12 protein-coding genes are annotated in these 15210 nt (G+C 73.7%); 10 read left to right on the forward strand and 2 right to left on the reverse strand.

Annotated features, from left to right (window positions below):
- Positions 1-12 precede the first annotated feature (12 nt).
- On the reverse strand, positions 13-939 hold the full coding sequence (locus ABIA32_RS30745) for an aminoglycoside phosphotransferase family protein (protein ID WP_370102642.1): 927 nt from the start codon (positions 937-939) through the stop codon (positions 13-15).
- A 288-nt stretch (positions 940-1227) separates the two neighbouring features.
- On the reverse strand, positions 1228-2148 hold the full coding sequence (locus tag ABIA32_RS30750; protein WP_370102644.1) for a ferritin-like domain-containing protein: 921 nt from the start codon (positions 2146-2148) through the stop codon (positions 1228-1230).
- A 144-nt stretch (positions 2149-2292) separates the two neighbouring features.
- Here ABIA32_RS30750 and rimP point away from each other — a divergent pair, with 144 nt between their 5' ends.
- From rimP to ABIA32_RS30800, 10 genes are all read left to right on the forward strand, one after another.
- Positions 2293-2829 carry a ribosome maturation factor RimP gene (gene rimP, locus ABIA32_RS30755; RefSeq protein ID WP_370102646.1) on the forward strand — a complete coding sequence of 179 codons (537 nt, stop codon included), beginning with the start codon at positions 2293-2295 and terminating at the stop codon, positions 2827-2829.
- Positions 2830-2863: 34 nt separating this feature from the next.
- Entirely contained in the window at positions 2864-3850 is a 987-nt protein-coding gene (nusA, locus tag ABIA32_RS30760) for a transcription termination factor NusA (protein WP_370102648.1), read from the forward strand.
- A 50-nt stretch (positions 3851-3900) separates the two neighbouring features.
- The gene (locus ABIA32_RS30765) at positions 3901-4188 is read left to right on the forward strand and encodes a YlxR family protein (protein ID WP_370102709.1); all 288 of its coding nucleotides are present in this window, start codon (positions 3901-3903) and stop codon (positions 4186-4188) included.
- Positions 4189-4318: 130 nt separating this feature from the next.
- On the forward strand, positions 4319-7399 hold the full coding sequence (infB, locus tag ABIA32_RS30770; protein WP_370102650.1) for a translation initiation factor IF-2: 3081 nt from the start codon (positions 4319-4321) through the stop codon (positions 7397-7399).
- Positions 7400-7531: 132 nt separating this feature from the next.
- On the forward strand, positions 7532-7828 hold the full coding sequence (locus ABIA32_RS30775) for a DUF503 domain-containing protein (protein WP_370102652.1): 297 nt from the start codon (positions 7532-7534) through the stop codon (positions 7826-7828).
- Positions 7829-7903: 75 nt separating this feature from the next.
- On the forward strand, positions 7904-8359 hold the full coding sequence (gene rbfA / locus ABIA32_RS30780) for a 30S ribosome-binding factor RbfA (RefSeq protein WP_370102654.1): 456 nt from the start codon (positions 7904-7906) through the stop codon (positions 8357-8359).
- Between the two features lie 2 nt (positions 8360-8361).
- A complete protein-coding gene (locus tag ABIA32_RS30785; protein WP_370102656.1) occupies positions 8362-9462 on the forward strand; it encodes a bifunctional oligoribonuclease/PAP phosphatase NrnA in 1101 nt (366 codons plus the stop codon).
- 7 nt (positions 9463-9469) lie between these two features.
- On the forward strand, positions 9470-10378 hold the full coding sequence (gene truB / locus ABIA32_RS30790; protein WP_370102658.1) for a tRNA pseudouridine(55) synthase TruB: 909 nt from the start codon (positions 9470-9472) through the stop codon (positions 10376-10378).
- Positions 10379-10713: 335 nt separating this feature from the next.
- Complete coding sequence (locus tag ABIA32_RS30795; RefSeq protein WP_370102660.1) at positions 10714-14157, forward strand: serine protease; 3444 nt, start codon at positions 10714-10716, stop codon at positions 14155-14157.
- A 56-nt stretch (positions 14158-14213) separates the two neighbouring features.
- Entirely contained in the window at positions 14214-15158 is a 945-nt protein-coding gene (locus tag ABIA32_RS30800) for a bifunctional riboflavin kinase/FAD synthetase (RefSeq protein ID WP_370102662.1), read from the forward strand.
- Positions 15159-15210 lie beyond the last annotated feature (52 nt).

The raw sequence follows: 15210 nt of genomic DNA on the forward strand, positions 1-15210 counted from the left end.
GGAGGGGAGGCGTCACAGCATGGCGGCGAATTCCAGGTAGAGCGACGCGTGTTGGGTGTCGCCCACGTCGAGGCTCCACAGGCCGGCCTCGACCGTGCGGAACAGGGTCCAGCCGCGGAGCCGGTCGGGGTCGACGGCGGCGTCCGCGGCGAGTCTTTGCAGCCGTCGCCGGGCGGCGGCCTGCGGGCCCGGGGAGCCGGCCAGCGTTTCAAGCCGGTCCTGCGCGAGCCAGGCCAGGTCGTAGGCGCGCTCGCCGACGAGCGGCTTGGGGTCGATGGCGAGCCAGGGGGAGCGTTCGGCGGCGAGGACGTTGCCGTGGTGGTAGTCCCCGTGCAGCAGCAGTCGCTCCTCGCGAGCGGTGGAGTCGTCGAGCAGCGCGGCCGACAGCTCGAGCGCCTCGTCGACGAGGGGCTGCAGCTCGGCCGCGGCAGGCATCTCCCGACGCCGGGCCAGGATCTCTCGCAGGTCGGTCACGTAGTCGGTGACCAGGGTGAACGGGTGACCCTCCGGCGGCGCGACCCAGAGCAGCCGCAGCGCGCCGAGCGCCTCCAGCATGGCCTTGCTCTCGGGCAGCGAACGCAGCGGGACGTCGCCGTTCGCGCGCTCCAGCAGCATGGCCCGGTCCTGCGGCGCGGCCTCGAGCAGCCGGACGGCGCCGTGGCCGTCCCAGTGCGCGAGCGCCGCGTGCTCCTGTGCGCCCTCGGGGTCGGGGTAACCGATCTTCAGCGCGGCAGGGGTGTCGTCGGCGCGGCGCACCAGCAGCACCAGGCTGATCTGGCCGCCGGGCTCGCAGACCCGCTCCAGGCTGAGCTCCCAACGGTCCAGGTAGGCCGCGGCGAGCCCGGGGAGCGCGTCGAGCCACTCGCATCCGGCGTCGGAGGTCCAACGGCGGACCGTGTCCTTGAGCCGGGCGGGAATGCTGAAGCCTGGTGCCGTCATGCTCGCCCTTCGTGGTGGATGGTGCCGTTCCATTGTCGGCCATCCCGGAGCGACTCCCGGCACAGGCCCGGAAGGCGCGGCCGACGAGCTGCCGCGGACGGGTGCCGCGGTGCCGCGACCAGGCCCGACGTGACCCCTCCCGGCCCCCCACGTCACCCCACGCCGCCGTGCGTGCGGCAATCACGGCAGGCGGCGGGGTCACCGCAGGGGCGGCGGCGGTCGTTCGGGTCGACGTGTGGCGCCGCCACCCTCGGAACCCCTGTGGGCCGGGCCCTGCGGCGCAGCCGCTCAGCGCTCGGGCAGGCCGGGGAAGGGCGTTGAGGTGCCGCGCCAGGACAGGGCCCGGAGGGCCGCGAGGCGCAGTTGGGTCGCCGACTCGTCGCGCAGCTCGTTCTCGCCGGCCTGGACCGCGTTGGCGTACACCGCCGCAAGGCGTTCCTCGAGCAGCGCGGCGAGCCGTCGCGCCGAGGCGGCGTCGCTGACGGTGAAGGGGAGCTCGTAGGCCGCCGCGGAGGCTGCGGGCTGCGCGCCCGCCCCGGTGATCTTCGCCGCCAGTGCGTCCCGCCGCGCGCGGTGCAGCTGGTAGTCGGCCGTGGCCTGGGCCCGGCGCGCGCCGCTGAGCAGAGCGCCGAGGACGCCGTAGCCGTAGACCGTCGCGTGCTCTGCGCCGAGCGCGGCCTGAAGCGCGCTGAGCTCGGCGGCGCTGGGACGAATCCGGTCCGTCGCCGGTGTCGCAGGGGCGACCGGCTTCGCACCCAGCAGCACCGCCCGCTGGGCCGCGCCCGCAGCGACGGAGGCGATCAGCCGAGCCAGGGCAGGCGAGGTGACCAGCAGTTCGGTCGCACACAGCGACGCCAACTCCTGCTCGCGCGCGCCGAGCGCCGCGTCGGACGGCTTGGGCCCGGTCGTCGCGGCGGGCGAGGCTGACGCAGTGGCTGAGGGCGTCGCAGTACCCGGCTGGAGCGCGGCACGCTCGGCGGCCAGCTGTCGCCGCAGGGGGGCGTGGGCGGCAGCGCCGTCGTACCCCGCGAGCAGCGGCGTCATCGCGGCGACGATCTTCTGCCCGGCCGTCACGTCGGGGTCGGCCGGCGTCGGTCTCGGCCGTCCGCTCGAGCTGGGGTCGGCGAGGGATCCGTTGCTCCCGCAGGCGGTGAGAAAGGCGAGCAGCCCGGCCGTGAGCAGGCTGCGGCGGCGAAAGGGGACGGCCATGAGCAGGGACGTTACCGCGTGATCCAGACGTGTGGGAGCGGGCTGGTGATTTGTGCCGAATCGGCGGTAGCCCTGCCGACCGGATAGGCTATGGGCGCACTTGCGACCTTCAGACAACAGCAGACGTGGCCGAGGAGTATCCGGATGAGCACCACCCAGAACGATCGGCTGCACGAACTGCTGGAGCCGCTCGCCGCACAGGCGGGGGCCGATCTGGAAGAGGTCAAGCTCACCCGCGTCGGCGGCAGCCGAGTGCTCGAGGTGGTCGTCGACGCCGACGGAGGCGTCGACCTGGACACCGTGGCCGAGCTGAGCCGCCTCTTCGGCGAGGCGCTGGACGCCTCCGACGTGATGGGCGAGAGCGAGTACCGGCTGGAGGTCGGCTCCCCGGGCGTCGAGCGCCTGCTCACCCACCCGCGCCACTGGCGTCGCGCCGCGACGCGGCTCGTGAAGGCCCAGCTCGCCGTCGGCGGCGAGGTTGTCGGCCGGGTGCTGGAGTCGGACGACGAGGGCGTGCTGCTGGAGATCGCGCCGGTCAAGGGCCGGGGCAAGGCCACCCAGCGCCGCCTCGCCTATGCCGAGATCGCGAAGGCCCGGGTGCAGGTGGAGTTCAACCGCAAGGACTCCGCCGCCGATGACGTAGATATGGAAGAGCTGGACGACGTCTCCGACGAGGCGTGACCCGAGAACTGAAGAGAGAAGAGGAGGCGTAGCCATGGACATCGACATGAGCGCCCTGCGCGGACTCGTTCGCGAGCGCGAGATCAATTTCGATCTGCTGGTCCAGGCGATCGAGTCGGCCCTCCTCATTGCGTACCACCGCACTGAGGGCTCGCGGCACAAGGCCCGCGTCGAGCTGAACCGTGAGAACGGCCACGTCACGGTCTGGGCGACCGAGGACCCTGACGAGGTCGAGGAGGGGGCGACCCCCCGCGAGTTCGACGACACCCCGACCGGCTTCGGCCGGATCGCGGCGAGCACGGCCAAGCAGGTCATCCTGCAGCGCCTGCGCGACGCCGAGGAGGAGGTCACCTTCGGCGAGTACGCCGGCCGTGAGGGCGACATCGTGACCGGCGTGGTGCAGCAGGGCAAGGACCCGAAGAACGTGCTGGTGGACATCGGAAAGATCGAGGCGATCCTGCCGCTCCAGGAGCAGGTGCCGAACGAGGAGTACAAGCACGGGCTCCGGCTCAAGTGCTACGTCGTCTCGGTGAAGAAGGGCGTGCGCGGCCCGTCCGTGACGCTCTCGCGCACGCACCCGAACCTGGTGCGCAAGCTCTTCGCGCTGGAGGTTCCCGAGATCGCCGACGGTAGCGTCGAGATCGCCGCGATCGCCCGCGAGGCCGGCCACCGCAGCAAGATCGCGGTCTGGACGGACAAGCCCGGCCTCAACGCCAAGGGCGCCTGCATCGGCCCGATGGGCGGCCGGGTGCGCCAGGTGATGGGCGAGCTCATGGGCGAGAAGATCGACATCGTCGACTGGTCGGACGACCCGGCGGAGATGGTCGCCAACGCCCTGTCGCCCGCGCGGGTGACGCACGTCGAGATCGTCGACTACGACGCCCGCTCCGCCAGGGTGACCGTGCCGGACTACCAGCTCTCGCTGGCCATCGGCAAGGAGGGCCAGAACGCCCGCCTCGCGGCGCGGCTGACCGGCTGGCGCATCGACATCCGCCCGGATGTGGAAGCTTCCGACGTCTGAGCGCGTTTAACCGAGTCGGAACGAAGAGCATCAGAGGGGTAGACTTGGACGTGTCTGGCCGGACGCGCACAGAACCATGCCCGGAACGCACTTGCGTGGGGTGTCGGAAGCGAGCGGCCAAACACGATCTGCTGCGTGTCACGGCGGTCGAGGGCGCTTGCGTCCCCGATCCCCTGGGCACGTCGCCCGGTCGGGGCGCGTACCTGCATCCCGAGCCGGGCTGCCTCGTGTCGGCCGTGCGCCGACGGGCGTTCCCGCGGGCGTTCCGCCAGACGGGTCCGCTCGACACCGCAGCGCTTGAGCGGTACGTCGAGGCGTCCGCAGTTGTCCAGAGTTGAAGTCAGGTAACAGGTACCTCGCGAAGTCGAAAGTAGGTCGAGATTGCGATGAGCACTCGATGAGTACGCGATGAGTACGAGCATGAAGTAGCGACGGTCCGGCGGAGAACCCGGACCTAGAAGGAGCGAAGTGGCTAAGGTCCGGGTATACGAACTCGCCAAGGATTTGGGCGTCGAGAGCAAGGTCGTCATGGCCAAGCTCCAGGAGCTCGGTGAGTTTGTCCGTTCGGCGTCGTCGACCATCGAGGCGCCTGTTGTCCGCAAGCTTGAGCTTGCATTCGGTGGGGGTTCCGCCCCCGCCAAGTCCGCGGCGAAGTCTGCCGCCCCCAAGCCGGCCGGTGCCGGCCCGAAGCCGGGTGCCCCGCGCCCGGCCACGCCTGCGGCCCCGAAGCCGCCGGCCCCCAAGCCCGCAGTGGCTGCCCCGGCCGCGCCCGTGGCGCAGGCCGCCCCGGCTGCGCCCGCCGCGTCGCGTCCGGCCACTCCGGGCCCGCGCCCGGCCGCGCCGCGTCCCGCCGTGCCCGCCGCCGATTTCTCGGCTCCGGCCCCGGCTCAGCCGGAGGCCCCCGCGGCCCCCGCCGCGCCGCGTCCGGCCTCGAACGCGCCGCGTCCCGGTGCCCCGCGTCCGGCGGCCACGCCGGGTGCCCGTCCGGCCGGTCCCCGTCCGGGCAACAACCCCTTCACGTCCAGCAACACGGGCATGGCCCGTCCGGGCGCCCCGCGTCCGGCCGGTGCTCCCGGCGCCGACCGCGGCGCTGGTGGCGAGCGTCCGCCGCGTCCGGGTGCCCCGCGTCCGGCCGGCGCCCCTGGCGCCGACCGCGGTGACCGTGGTCCCCGTCCCGGTGGCGACCGTCCGCGTCCGGGCGGTGCCCCGGGTGCCGACCGCGGTGACCGTGGTCCCCGTCCCGGTGGCGCCGGTGCTCCCGGTGGGATGCCTCGTCCGCAGGGCGCTCCGCGTCCCGGCGGCCCGAGCCCGTCCGGCATGCCGCGCCCGAACCCGGGCATGATGCCGCAGCGTCCGGCCCCCGGCCCGCGTCCGGGCCCCGGCGGCGGCGGTCGTGGCCCCGGCGGCCCCGGCGGCCGTCCGGCCGGTCCCGGCGGCGCGCGTCCCGGCTTCCAGGGTCGTCCGGCAGGTCCCGGCGCCCGTCCGGCCGGTGGCGGCGGCGGCTTCGGCGGCCCGCGTCCCGGTGGTGGCGGCGGCGGTGGCTTCGGTGGCGGCGGTGCCCGTCCCGGTGGTGGCGGCGGCTTCGGCGGTCGTCCCGGCGGTCCCGGTGCCCGTGGTGGCACGCAGGGTGCCTTCGGCCGTGGCCCCGGTGGCCGTCCGGCCCGTGGCCGTAAGTCGAAGCGTGCGAAGCGCCAGGAGTACGAGGCCATGCAGGCCCCGTCCGTCGGCGGCGTCATGCTGCCGAAGGGCCACGGCGAGACCGTGCGTCTCTCCCGCGGCGCTTCGCTGACGGACTTCGCGGACAAGATCAACGCCAACCCGGCCGCGCTCGTCTCCGTGATGTTCAACCTCGGCGAGATGGTCACTGCCACGCAGTCCGTCTCCGACGACATCCTGCAGATGCTCGCCGGCGAGATGGGCTTCACGCTGGAGATCGTCAGCCGTGAGGACGAGGACCGCGAGCTGCTCGAGTCCTTCGACATCGACTTCGGCGAGGACGAGGGCGGCGAGGAGTTCCTCGTGGCGCGTCCCCCGGTCGTCACCGTCATGGGTCACGTCGACCACGGTAAGACCCGCCTGCTCGACGCGATCCGCAAGACCAACGTGGTCGCGGGCGAGGCCGGTGGCATCACCCAGCACATCGGTGCCTACCAGGTCGTGACCGAGGTGAACGGCGCCGAGCGCGCCATCACCTTCCTCGACACCCCGGGTCACGAGGCGTTCACCGCCATGCGTGCCCGTGGTGCCCGGTCCACCGACATCGCGATCCTGGTGGTCGCGGCCAACGACGGCGTCATGCCGCAGACGATCGAGGCGCTCAACCACGCCAAGGCCGCCGGCGTGCCGATCGTGGTCGCGGTCAACAAGATCGACGTCGAGGGCGCGGACCCGGTCAAGGTCCGTGGCCAGCTGACCGAGTTCGGTCTGGTGGCCGAGGAGTACGGCGGCGACACCATGTTCGTCGACATCTCCGCGCGCCAGGGTCTGAACATCGACTCGCTGCTCGAGGCCGTGGTCCTGACCGCGGACGCCTCGCTCGACCTGCGGGCCAACCCGGAGCAGGATGCCCAGGGCATCGCGATCGAGGCGCACCTGGACAAGGGCCGCGGCGCCATGGCGACGCTGCTCGTCCAGCGCGGCACCCTGCGCGTCGGCGACTCGATCGTGGTCGGCGACAGCTACGGCCGCGTCCGCGCCATGCTCGACGAGAACGGCAACCAGCTCCAGGAGGCGGGTCCGTCCCGTCCGGTGCTGCTGCTCGGTCTCACCTCGGTGCCCCGCGCCGGCGACAGCTTCATCGTCGTCGACGAGGACCGCACGGCCCGCCAGATCGCCGAGAAGCGCTCGGCCCGCGACCGCAACGCGATGTTCGCGCGTCGTCCGGTCCGCGTCTCGCTCGAGGACCTGGACAAGGCCATCGCGGCCGGCGACATCCAGCAGCTCAACCTCATCATCAAGGGTGACGTCTCCGGTTCCGTGGAGGCCCTGGAGGACGCGCTGCTCAAGCTGGACGTGGGCGAGGAGGTCGAGCTCCGTATCCTGCACCGCGGTGTGGGTGCGATCACCGAGTCCGACGTCGACCTGGCCATGGGCTCCGACGCGATCATCCTGGGCTTCAACGTCCGGGCCGAGGGTCGTGCCCGCACGGCCGCGGACCGCGAGGGCGTCGACATCCGCTACTACTCGGTCATCTACCAGGCGATCGAGGAGATCGAGGCGGCGCTCAAGGGCCTGCTCAAGCCGGAGTACGAGGAGGTGCGCCTCGGCGCCGCGGAGATCCGCGAGGTCTTCCGCTCCTCCAAGTTCGGCAACATCGCCGGTGTCCTGGTCCGCGAGGGCCTGCTGCGCCGCAACGCCAAGGCCCGCCTCATCCGCGACGGCAAGGTCGTGGCGGAGAGCCTCACCATCGAGGGTCTGCGCCGCTTCAAGGACGACGCGACCGAGGTCCGCGAGGGCTTCGAGGCCGGTGTCACCCTCGGGTCGTTCAACGACATCAAGGTCGAGGACATGATCGAGACCTACGAGATGCGCGAGAAGCCGCGCTCGTAAGTCGCACTGATCGGTTGGGGGCCGGTCGGCGGGAATTCCCGTCGACCGGCCCCCTGCTCGCTCGGTACGGTGATCGCATCAGCTGTTCCGCTGGTGTCCCGAGGCCTCACAGGTCGGCGTGACCTGTCACACATGTTCGTGGGAACACTTACGTTCGATCTTCTTCTGGGTGATATTCACTCGCTCAAGGAGAAGCGATCGATCGTGCGGCCCATCGTGGCCGAACTGCAGCGCAAGTACAGCGTGTGCGCTGCCGAGACCGGAAACCAGGATCTGCACCGCAGGGCCGAGATCGGCCTGGCCGTGGTGTCGGGCGATGCGTCCTACGTCGCCGAGATCCTGGACAGCTGTGAGCGGCTGGTCTCGGGGAGACCCGAGGTTCAGCTGCTGTCTGCGAGGCGGAGGCTTCGCGATGACGAGGACGAGTAGGACAATCAGACAGAGCGCCCCAAGGAGGGCGTGTCCGGGTACCGTTCCTTGGTGCCCAGAGCACGAGGAGGACCAGTGACCGACACCGCGAGGGCGCGCAAGCTCGCAGACCGCATCCGGGTGGTCGTCGCGGAGACCCTGCAGCGGCGGATCAAGGATCCCCGCCTGGGCTTCGTGACCATCACCGACGCGCGGGTGACCGGTGACCTGCAGCAGGCCACCGTCTTCTACACCGTGCACGGCGACGAGACCGAGCGCGAGGCGTCCGCTGCGGCGCTGGAGAGCGCCAAGGGCATCCTGCGCTCCACCGTCGGCCGGGAGACGGGGGTCAGGTTCACCCCGACGCTCACCTTCGTCATGGACGCGATCCCGGACACCGCCCGTCACCTGGACGACCTGCTCGTCAAGGCACGGGCGCAGGACGCCGAGGTGCGCAGCGTGGCCGTCGGCAAGACCTTCGCCGGCGAGGCAGACCCGTACCGCAAGCCCGGCGAGCACGATGAGCTCGACGACGAGGCAGAGGACGAGTAGCCGTGCTCGGCCGGCAGGAAGGCAGCGCGGAAGCGCCCACCGGAGCGGTGGGCGCTTCCGCGCTGCCCGTGCAGGCGTCGCTGCCTGCGCCACGCGCTGAGCTGCGGCGCCCGACGGACGCCGACTGGCAGGCGGTGCTCGACGCGATCGACTCCGCCGCGTCGGTGGACCTGGTCGCCCATGTGCTGCCCGACGGCGACGCGCTCGGTTCCGCGCTCGCGGTCGGGCTGGCGCTGCGGCAGCGCGGCGTCGAGGTCCGCGTCTCCTTCGGGGACGATCCGCAGGTGGTGCCGGCCTCGATCGCCTTCCTGCCTGGCCAGGAGTTGATCGTGCCGGTCTCCGCGGTGCCGGAGCGGCCGGAGCTGATGATCAGCTTCGATGTCGCCGATCCGCGACGGCTGGGTCTGCTTCAGACGAAAGCCGAATCCGCTCGAACGCTCATCGTGATCGATCACCATGCCTCGAACGGTGGATTCGGCACGCGCCGACTGATCGATCCGCTCGCTCCCGCGACGGCGGTCCTCGTGGACGAGCTGCTTCGGCGGCTTGCCGTCCCGCTCGACCAGGCGATCGCCACCTGCCTCTACGCCGGGGTCGCCAGCGACACCGGCTCCTTCCGCTACGCGGCGACGACGCCGGCCACCCACGAGTTCGCCTCCCGGCTGCTCGCGGCGGGCGTCCGGCATGACGCGATCTCGCGTCGGCTCTGGGACACCCAGTCCTTCGGCTACCTGAAGGTCCTGGCCGCGGCGCTGGAGCGGGCGCAGCTCGAACCGCAGGCCGCAGGCGGCCTCGGCCTGGTCTGGACGTGGGTGCCCTGGGCCGACCTGCTCGCGCACGGCGTCCCGCCGGAGGAGATCGAGGGCCTCATCGACGTGGTCCGCAAGGCCGCCGAGGCAGAGGTCGCCCTGGTCCTGAAAGAGGACCCGGACGGCAGCCTGCGCGGCTCCTCCCGCGCCAACGGCTCGGTCGACGTCGCGGCGGCGTGCGCGGCGCTGGGTGGCGGCGGCCACGCGTACGCGGCCGGCTTCACCTCGCGCATCGGCGTGACCGCGACAGTCGCGGCGTTCCGCAGCGCGATCTCTTCTCAAACGAAAGATTGATCACCTCTTGAAGCGCAAGGGCACCGGCCCCGACGGTCTGATCATCGTCGACAAGCCCGCCGGGATCACCTCCCACACCGTCGTCGCCCGCATCCGCAGGCTCGCGGGCACCCGCAAGGTCGGCCACGCCGGCACGCTGGACCCGATGGCGACGGGCGTCCTGGTCGTCGGCAGCGAGCGCGCGACGCGCCTGCTCGGGCACCTGGCGCTGACGACGAAGACCTACGAGGCGACGATCCGGCTCGGCCAGACGACTGTCACCGACGACGCGGAGGGCGACGTCACCGCGTCGGTCCCGGCGGCGGACGTGACGGACGAGGCGATCACGGCGGGCATCGCGAAGCTGACGGGCGCGATCGAGCAGGTGCCGTCGAGCGTCAGCGCGATCAAGGTCGACGGCAAGCGCTCGTACTCGCGGGTGCGGGACGGCGAGGAGGTCGAGCTGGCCGCGCGCGCGGTGACGGTCTCCCGCTTCGACCTGCATGCGCGGCGGGCCGCGGTTGCGGAGGACGGGACGGCGGTCGTGGACCTGGACGTGACGGTGGACTGCTCCTCCGGCACGTACATCCGCGCTCTCGCCCGCGACCTGGGCGCGGACCTCGGCGTCGGCGGCCACCTCACCGCGCTGCGGCGGACCCGGGTGGGCGCGTACGGCATCGAGCTCGCGCACACGCTGGAGGAACTGGAGGAGTCCTTCGCTGACCGCGTCCTCCCCATCGCGGACGCCGCGGCCGCGGCGTTCCCCCGCTGGGACGTCGACGCGGAGCAGGCCCGCCTGCTGACGCACGGCATCCGCATTGACGCCCCGGGGCTGAAGGTCACCGACCCGATCGCGGTCTTCGACCCGGACGGCCGCTTCCTCGCGCTGATCGAGGAGCGCGGCGGCAAGGCGAAGTCCCTGGCCGTCTTCGTCTGAGCGGCACGTTCGGCAACTGGCCAGGTTGCACTACCCGGGGGCGCGGGGCTCTGCTTGATCAACTGCGCGCGCGAGCAACCACCCTGTGCGGATGGCCCTGCTCGTTCGGGGACTCACCTCCGCGGGTGGCTTTTCGCGCGCGCAGTTGATCAAGCAGAGCCCCGCGCCCCTGGTGTTGCCACCGGGCCGTGTGCCAAAACGTTTTCCACTCCATCGGGGAGGCGCGCGGAGCGTAGTGGGGGCGGGTGGGAGGGGCCTCGGTGGCGCGGCGTTCGTTCGTGGGCAGCTTTCTCCTGAATCGGCGCGGGGCCGCGCCGTAGGCGGGAGGGGGGGTCGTGGGGCCTGGGCTGGTGCGGGTCGGGGACACGCGAGGCGCCCCGCGCGGCCTCGCCTTCGCGGGGGACCGGGAAGGGACGCTGCTCACCGCGCACGAGGTCGTCGACGGCCTCACCGGGGTCGTCCTCACGTACGCGGACGGCAGCTCCGTCCGCGTCCGCGCCGAGCGGATCGTCGCGTTGCCCTCCCTCGGGCTGGCGCTGATCCGCTCAGAAACGCCCCCGCCCGGCGGGCCGTGGCCGCTGGCCGGTGGGGCCGGGACGCGGCTCGTCGCCCTGCACGGGCTGGGCCCGGCCCTCCAGGGCGGCATCGCAGGGCTGGTGACGGCCCGCTACGAGGCATCCGAGCGCTTCTGGCTGGTGCCCGATGTCTGGCTGCTGACGGTAGGGCAGGCGCCCTACGGCCTGCCCGTCCACGCTGCGGGAGGGCCCGTCGTCGACGCGGAGAGCGGGGCCGTCGTCGGGGTCGCCACCGTCGCCCTGCGCAGCAGGCGACGGGGCGCCGTGCTGGCCGTGCCGCTCGGTACCGCAGCCGCCGAGGCCGTGCTCGCGGACCTGCTCGCCCGCAATGCCGAGACCGTCCCGGCCCACGGGCGCGCGCTCAACCTCGCCGGAGTGCTGGAGCTGGCCGCCGCCGGCATCGGCCCGGCCGCGACCGTCGCCGCCGCGCGACGCGTTCCCCGCCCGGACGGGCTGCCGGAGGCGGCCGAGGGTTGGGACCCGGTTCGGCCGGTGCTCGCCCTCGTGGGGGACGCCGGGAGCGGCCGCACCACCGAGCTCGCCGCGCTCGCGCTGCAGCGGACCCGGGCCGCGTACCGGCTGCCGACGCTCTGGCTGCGCGGCGCGGAGCTGGAGGCGGGCGACGCCAGCCTGCTGGACGCGGTCGACCGCGCGCTGCGGCGCGCGCACGCGTTGCTCGGCAACGGCGGGGTCGGTCCACTGGCCGGTCAGGTGGCGCGCGTGGCCGCAGCCGCGCACCGGCCGTTGCTGATCGTGGTCGACTCCCCGGAGGAGGCCCCGCCGGAACTGCACGCCCGCTGGCGCGCGTGGTGCACGGAGACCGTGCGGCGGCTGCGACGCCTGGACGGCAGGCTGGTGCTTGGCTGCCTGCCGGAGTTCTGGGAGCGGATGGGCGCGGCGTTCGGACCCGACGATCTCCACGGCTGCCACCCGTTGGGCCGCCTCGACCGCCCGACGGCGGCGGCTCTGGCCGCCCGCGCTGACGCGGCCGGGTGGCAGGCACCTGCACCGGTCGCCCTGCTTGCTGCCGGAGATCCGGTCGCTCTGCGGCTGCTGGGCGAGTTGCGCTCGGCGCAGCCCGCGCTGGCGCTGTCCGACGCGCGCGTCCCCACCCGTGCCGATCTGCTCGGCGCGCGTCTTGATCTCGCCTGCCTCGGGATCGCGCAGCGACTGCTCCCCGCTGGGGCGGGGACCGCCGTGCGGCGCCTCGCGGCGCAGGTCGCCGGGCGCTGCCACGAGGCGGCACGCCGGATGCTCGGCGCGGTGAGCGGAGGGCTCGCCGCCACCGACTTCGACGAGCTCTTCCCCTGGGACGAGGGCTGGGCCCAGGCCGTCCTCGGCGAGGGCCTGCTCACCTCCGCCGGTTCCGGCTACCGCTTCGCGTCGGCCGTCCTGGCGGACTGGCTCCAGAGCACCCACCTCGACCTCACCCCGGCCCTCGCCCTCGTCCTGGCCGAACCCGCCGCCGGCGCGCCGCGCGGAAGCCGTCCCGAGCACCCGTCGGCCGGGACCGATCCCGGCTCCGGCCCGAAGCCTGCGCCGCCGCAGCAGTTCGACGGGCGTGCGTCCGGGGCACGGCGTCGAGCCGTGCCGCAGCGCCGGGCCACGCCGGACCCGGAGGCCGCGGCGACGGACGCCGGGTATCGCGGCCCTGATTCGACGCCACCACTCGGCGGCCGTGCGGTCCCGGCCCCCCGGCGGGGCGGGCAGCAGTCGGCGACCTGGACCCAGGGTGGTGTCCCCGCCGACGCTGGTCACGCCGACCCCGGCCCCGGCCTCGCCCCTGGCCCAGGCCCCGGCCCGGCCGCGCCGCCGCTCGGCTCGCGCGCGGTGGGCGCGCATCGGCGGGGTGGGCCGCTGGGGTGGACGCCGCCGGTGCCGCTGCCGGGCGGCGCGGTCGGCGTGCGCGGAGGCGTGCCGCGTTGGCGGATCGGGGTGCTGCGCGAGGCGCTGCTGGGGCTCGCCGCCGCAGCAGACCCCAGCGGCTTCGATCCGGTTCTCGGCAGGCTCGTGCTGCGACTGGACGGCCCCGACGCCGCCCCGCCCGGGACGGACGCCCGCTGGTGGGCCGAGCGCCTGCTCACCGGGACGCTGGAGCGGCTGCCCGACGCGGGGGCCCACGCGCCCCTGCTGCGCGCCGTCGCGGAGCGCATCGCCTACCGGGGCGGCGACGCCCCGCCGTTCCTGCCCTGGGAGTTCTGGCGCCGGGTCCCGCTCACCGTCGAGGCGCGCCTGGACGTGCTGCGGCTGCTCGCCCGCACCGCCGCCCCCGAGCCGCTCCGGCTCGTGGGCGAACTGATCGCGCAGCAGCCGGCGGAGGCCCTGCCGGCCCTGTGCCGCTGGCTGGACGACGACCGGGTCGCCGGCGTCGCCGTCGAGACCCTGCTCGCGCACCGGCACCTCGCGCTGGACGACCTGGCCGAGGCGCTGGTCTCCGCCGCGCACCCGCGCGCGGACGCGCTGCTGCGCACCCTCGCCGGGGTGGAGCCCTCCGCGCTCGGTCGGGCCGTCGACCGCTGGGCGCACGACCCGCGACCGGAGCGACACGTCGCCGCCGCGTCCCTACTGCCGCTCGTCGCCCGGGCCGCGCAGGGCGAGACGGCCCGCGAGGCCGATCGGACGCTTGTCCGGCTCGCCGCCGAGGCGCTGCTCGCCCGCGCCGACGAGGAGGCCCTGCACGGCGCGGCTTTCGCGGCGCTGATCCGCGACCCCGCCGCGCGCCCCCGCCACCTGCGGGCGGCCGTCGCCCGCTACATCGCCGGAGACCCGCTGCTGGGCGCGGCCGCGCTCGCCTCGGCCCTCGACAGCGATCCGGTGCACGTGCTGGCCGGCTACGCCGCGCGGCTGCGCGAGCCGGGGGAGGAGGCAGCCGCCGTCCTCGCCGCACTCGGAGCGACTCCCGCGCCGCATGCGAGGGTCGCCGCCGCACGTCTGGTGCGCGAGCACCTGCAGCGGCGCCCCGAGGCCGCGCGGCAGGTCGCGCAGTGGCTGCGGGCCAGAACCGGGCACGGCCCGGCCGAGCGCGAGAGCCTGCTCGCCTTCGTGCGCGACCTCGCGGCCGAACATCCCGAGCCCGTCCGCCGGGCCTTCGCCGACGCGCTCGCGACAGTCGAAACGCCGCTCGGAAGGGAGCTGGGCGGACTGCTGGCGTCTCGTGTGACGAGTCCGATGCGGATCGATGACCAAGCCCATGGCAAGGTATAGGGGGTTGGAACCACGAGTGCCTGCGTCATGAGCAGGACGGACGAGGAGCGGTCAGAGTGCAGCGCTGGCGTGGCCTGGAAGAAGTGCCGGGGGACTGGGGGCGCTCCGTCGTCACCATCGGTTCCTTCGACGGGGTGCACCAGGGCCACCAACTCATCATCGGCCATGCCGTGTCGCGCGCCCGCGAGCTCGGCGCCCGCTCCGTCGTGGTCACCTTCGACCCGCACCCCAGCGAGGTCGTCCGCCCCGGCAGCCACCCGCCGCTGCTCGCGCCGCACCACCGGCGCGCCGCGCTGATGGGCGAACTCGGCGTCGACGCCGTGCTGGTGCTGCCGTTCACGGCCGCCTTCTCGCAGGTCTCCGCCGAGGACTTCGTCCGTCAGGTGCTCGCCGACGGCCTGCACGCGCAGGTCGTCGTGGAGGGCCCGAACTTCCGCTTCGGCCACCGCGCGGCGGGCAACGTCGAGCTGCTGGCCGAGCTCGGCGAGCGGCACGACTTCGCCGTGGACGTGCTGGACCTGCAGATCAGCGGCACGGCGGGCGGCGGCGCGCCGTACTCGTCGACGCTGGCCCGACGCCTGGTCGCCGAGGGCGACGTGGCCGGGGCGGCCGAGGTGCTGGGCCGTCCGCACCAGGTCGAGGGCACGGTCGTCCGGGGCGCGCAGCGCGGCCGGGAGCTCGGCTTCCCGACGGCGAACGTGGCCACTCTCCCGCACACCGCGATCCCGGCGGACGGCGTCTACGCGGGCTGGCTGACGGTGGATCAGGAGCGGATGCCGGCGGCGATCTCGGTCGGCACCAACCCCACCTTCGACGGCACCGAGCGCACGGTCGAGGCCTACGCGATCGACCGCGTCGGCCTGGACCTCTACGGGATGCACGCGGCCGTGGAGTTCCTGGCGTATCTGCGCGGCATGGAGAAGTTCGACTCGATCGACGCGCTGCTCGACCGGATGGCCGACGACGTGAAGCGAGCGCGTGAGCTGACCGACGGAGTCTGAGCTGAGACGCAGGAGGGGCGGCCCGCTGGTGCGGGCCGCCCCTCCTGCTTGC

Source organism: Streptacidiphilus sp. MAP12-20 (assembly GCF_041262525.1).
Classification (GTDB): Bacteria; Actinomycetota; Actinomycetes; order Streptomycetales; family Streptomycetaceae; genus Streptacidiphilus.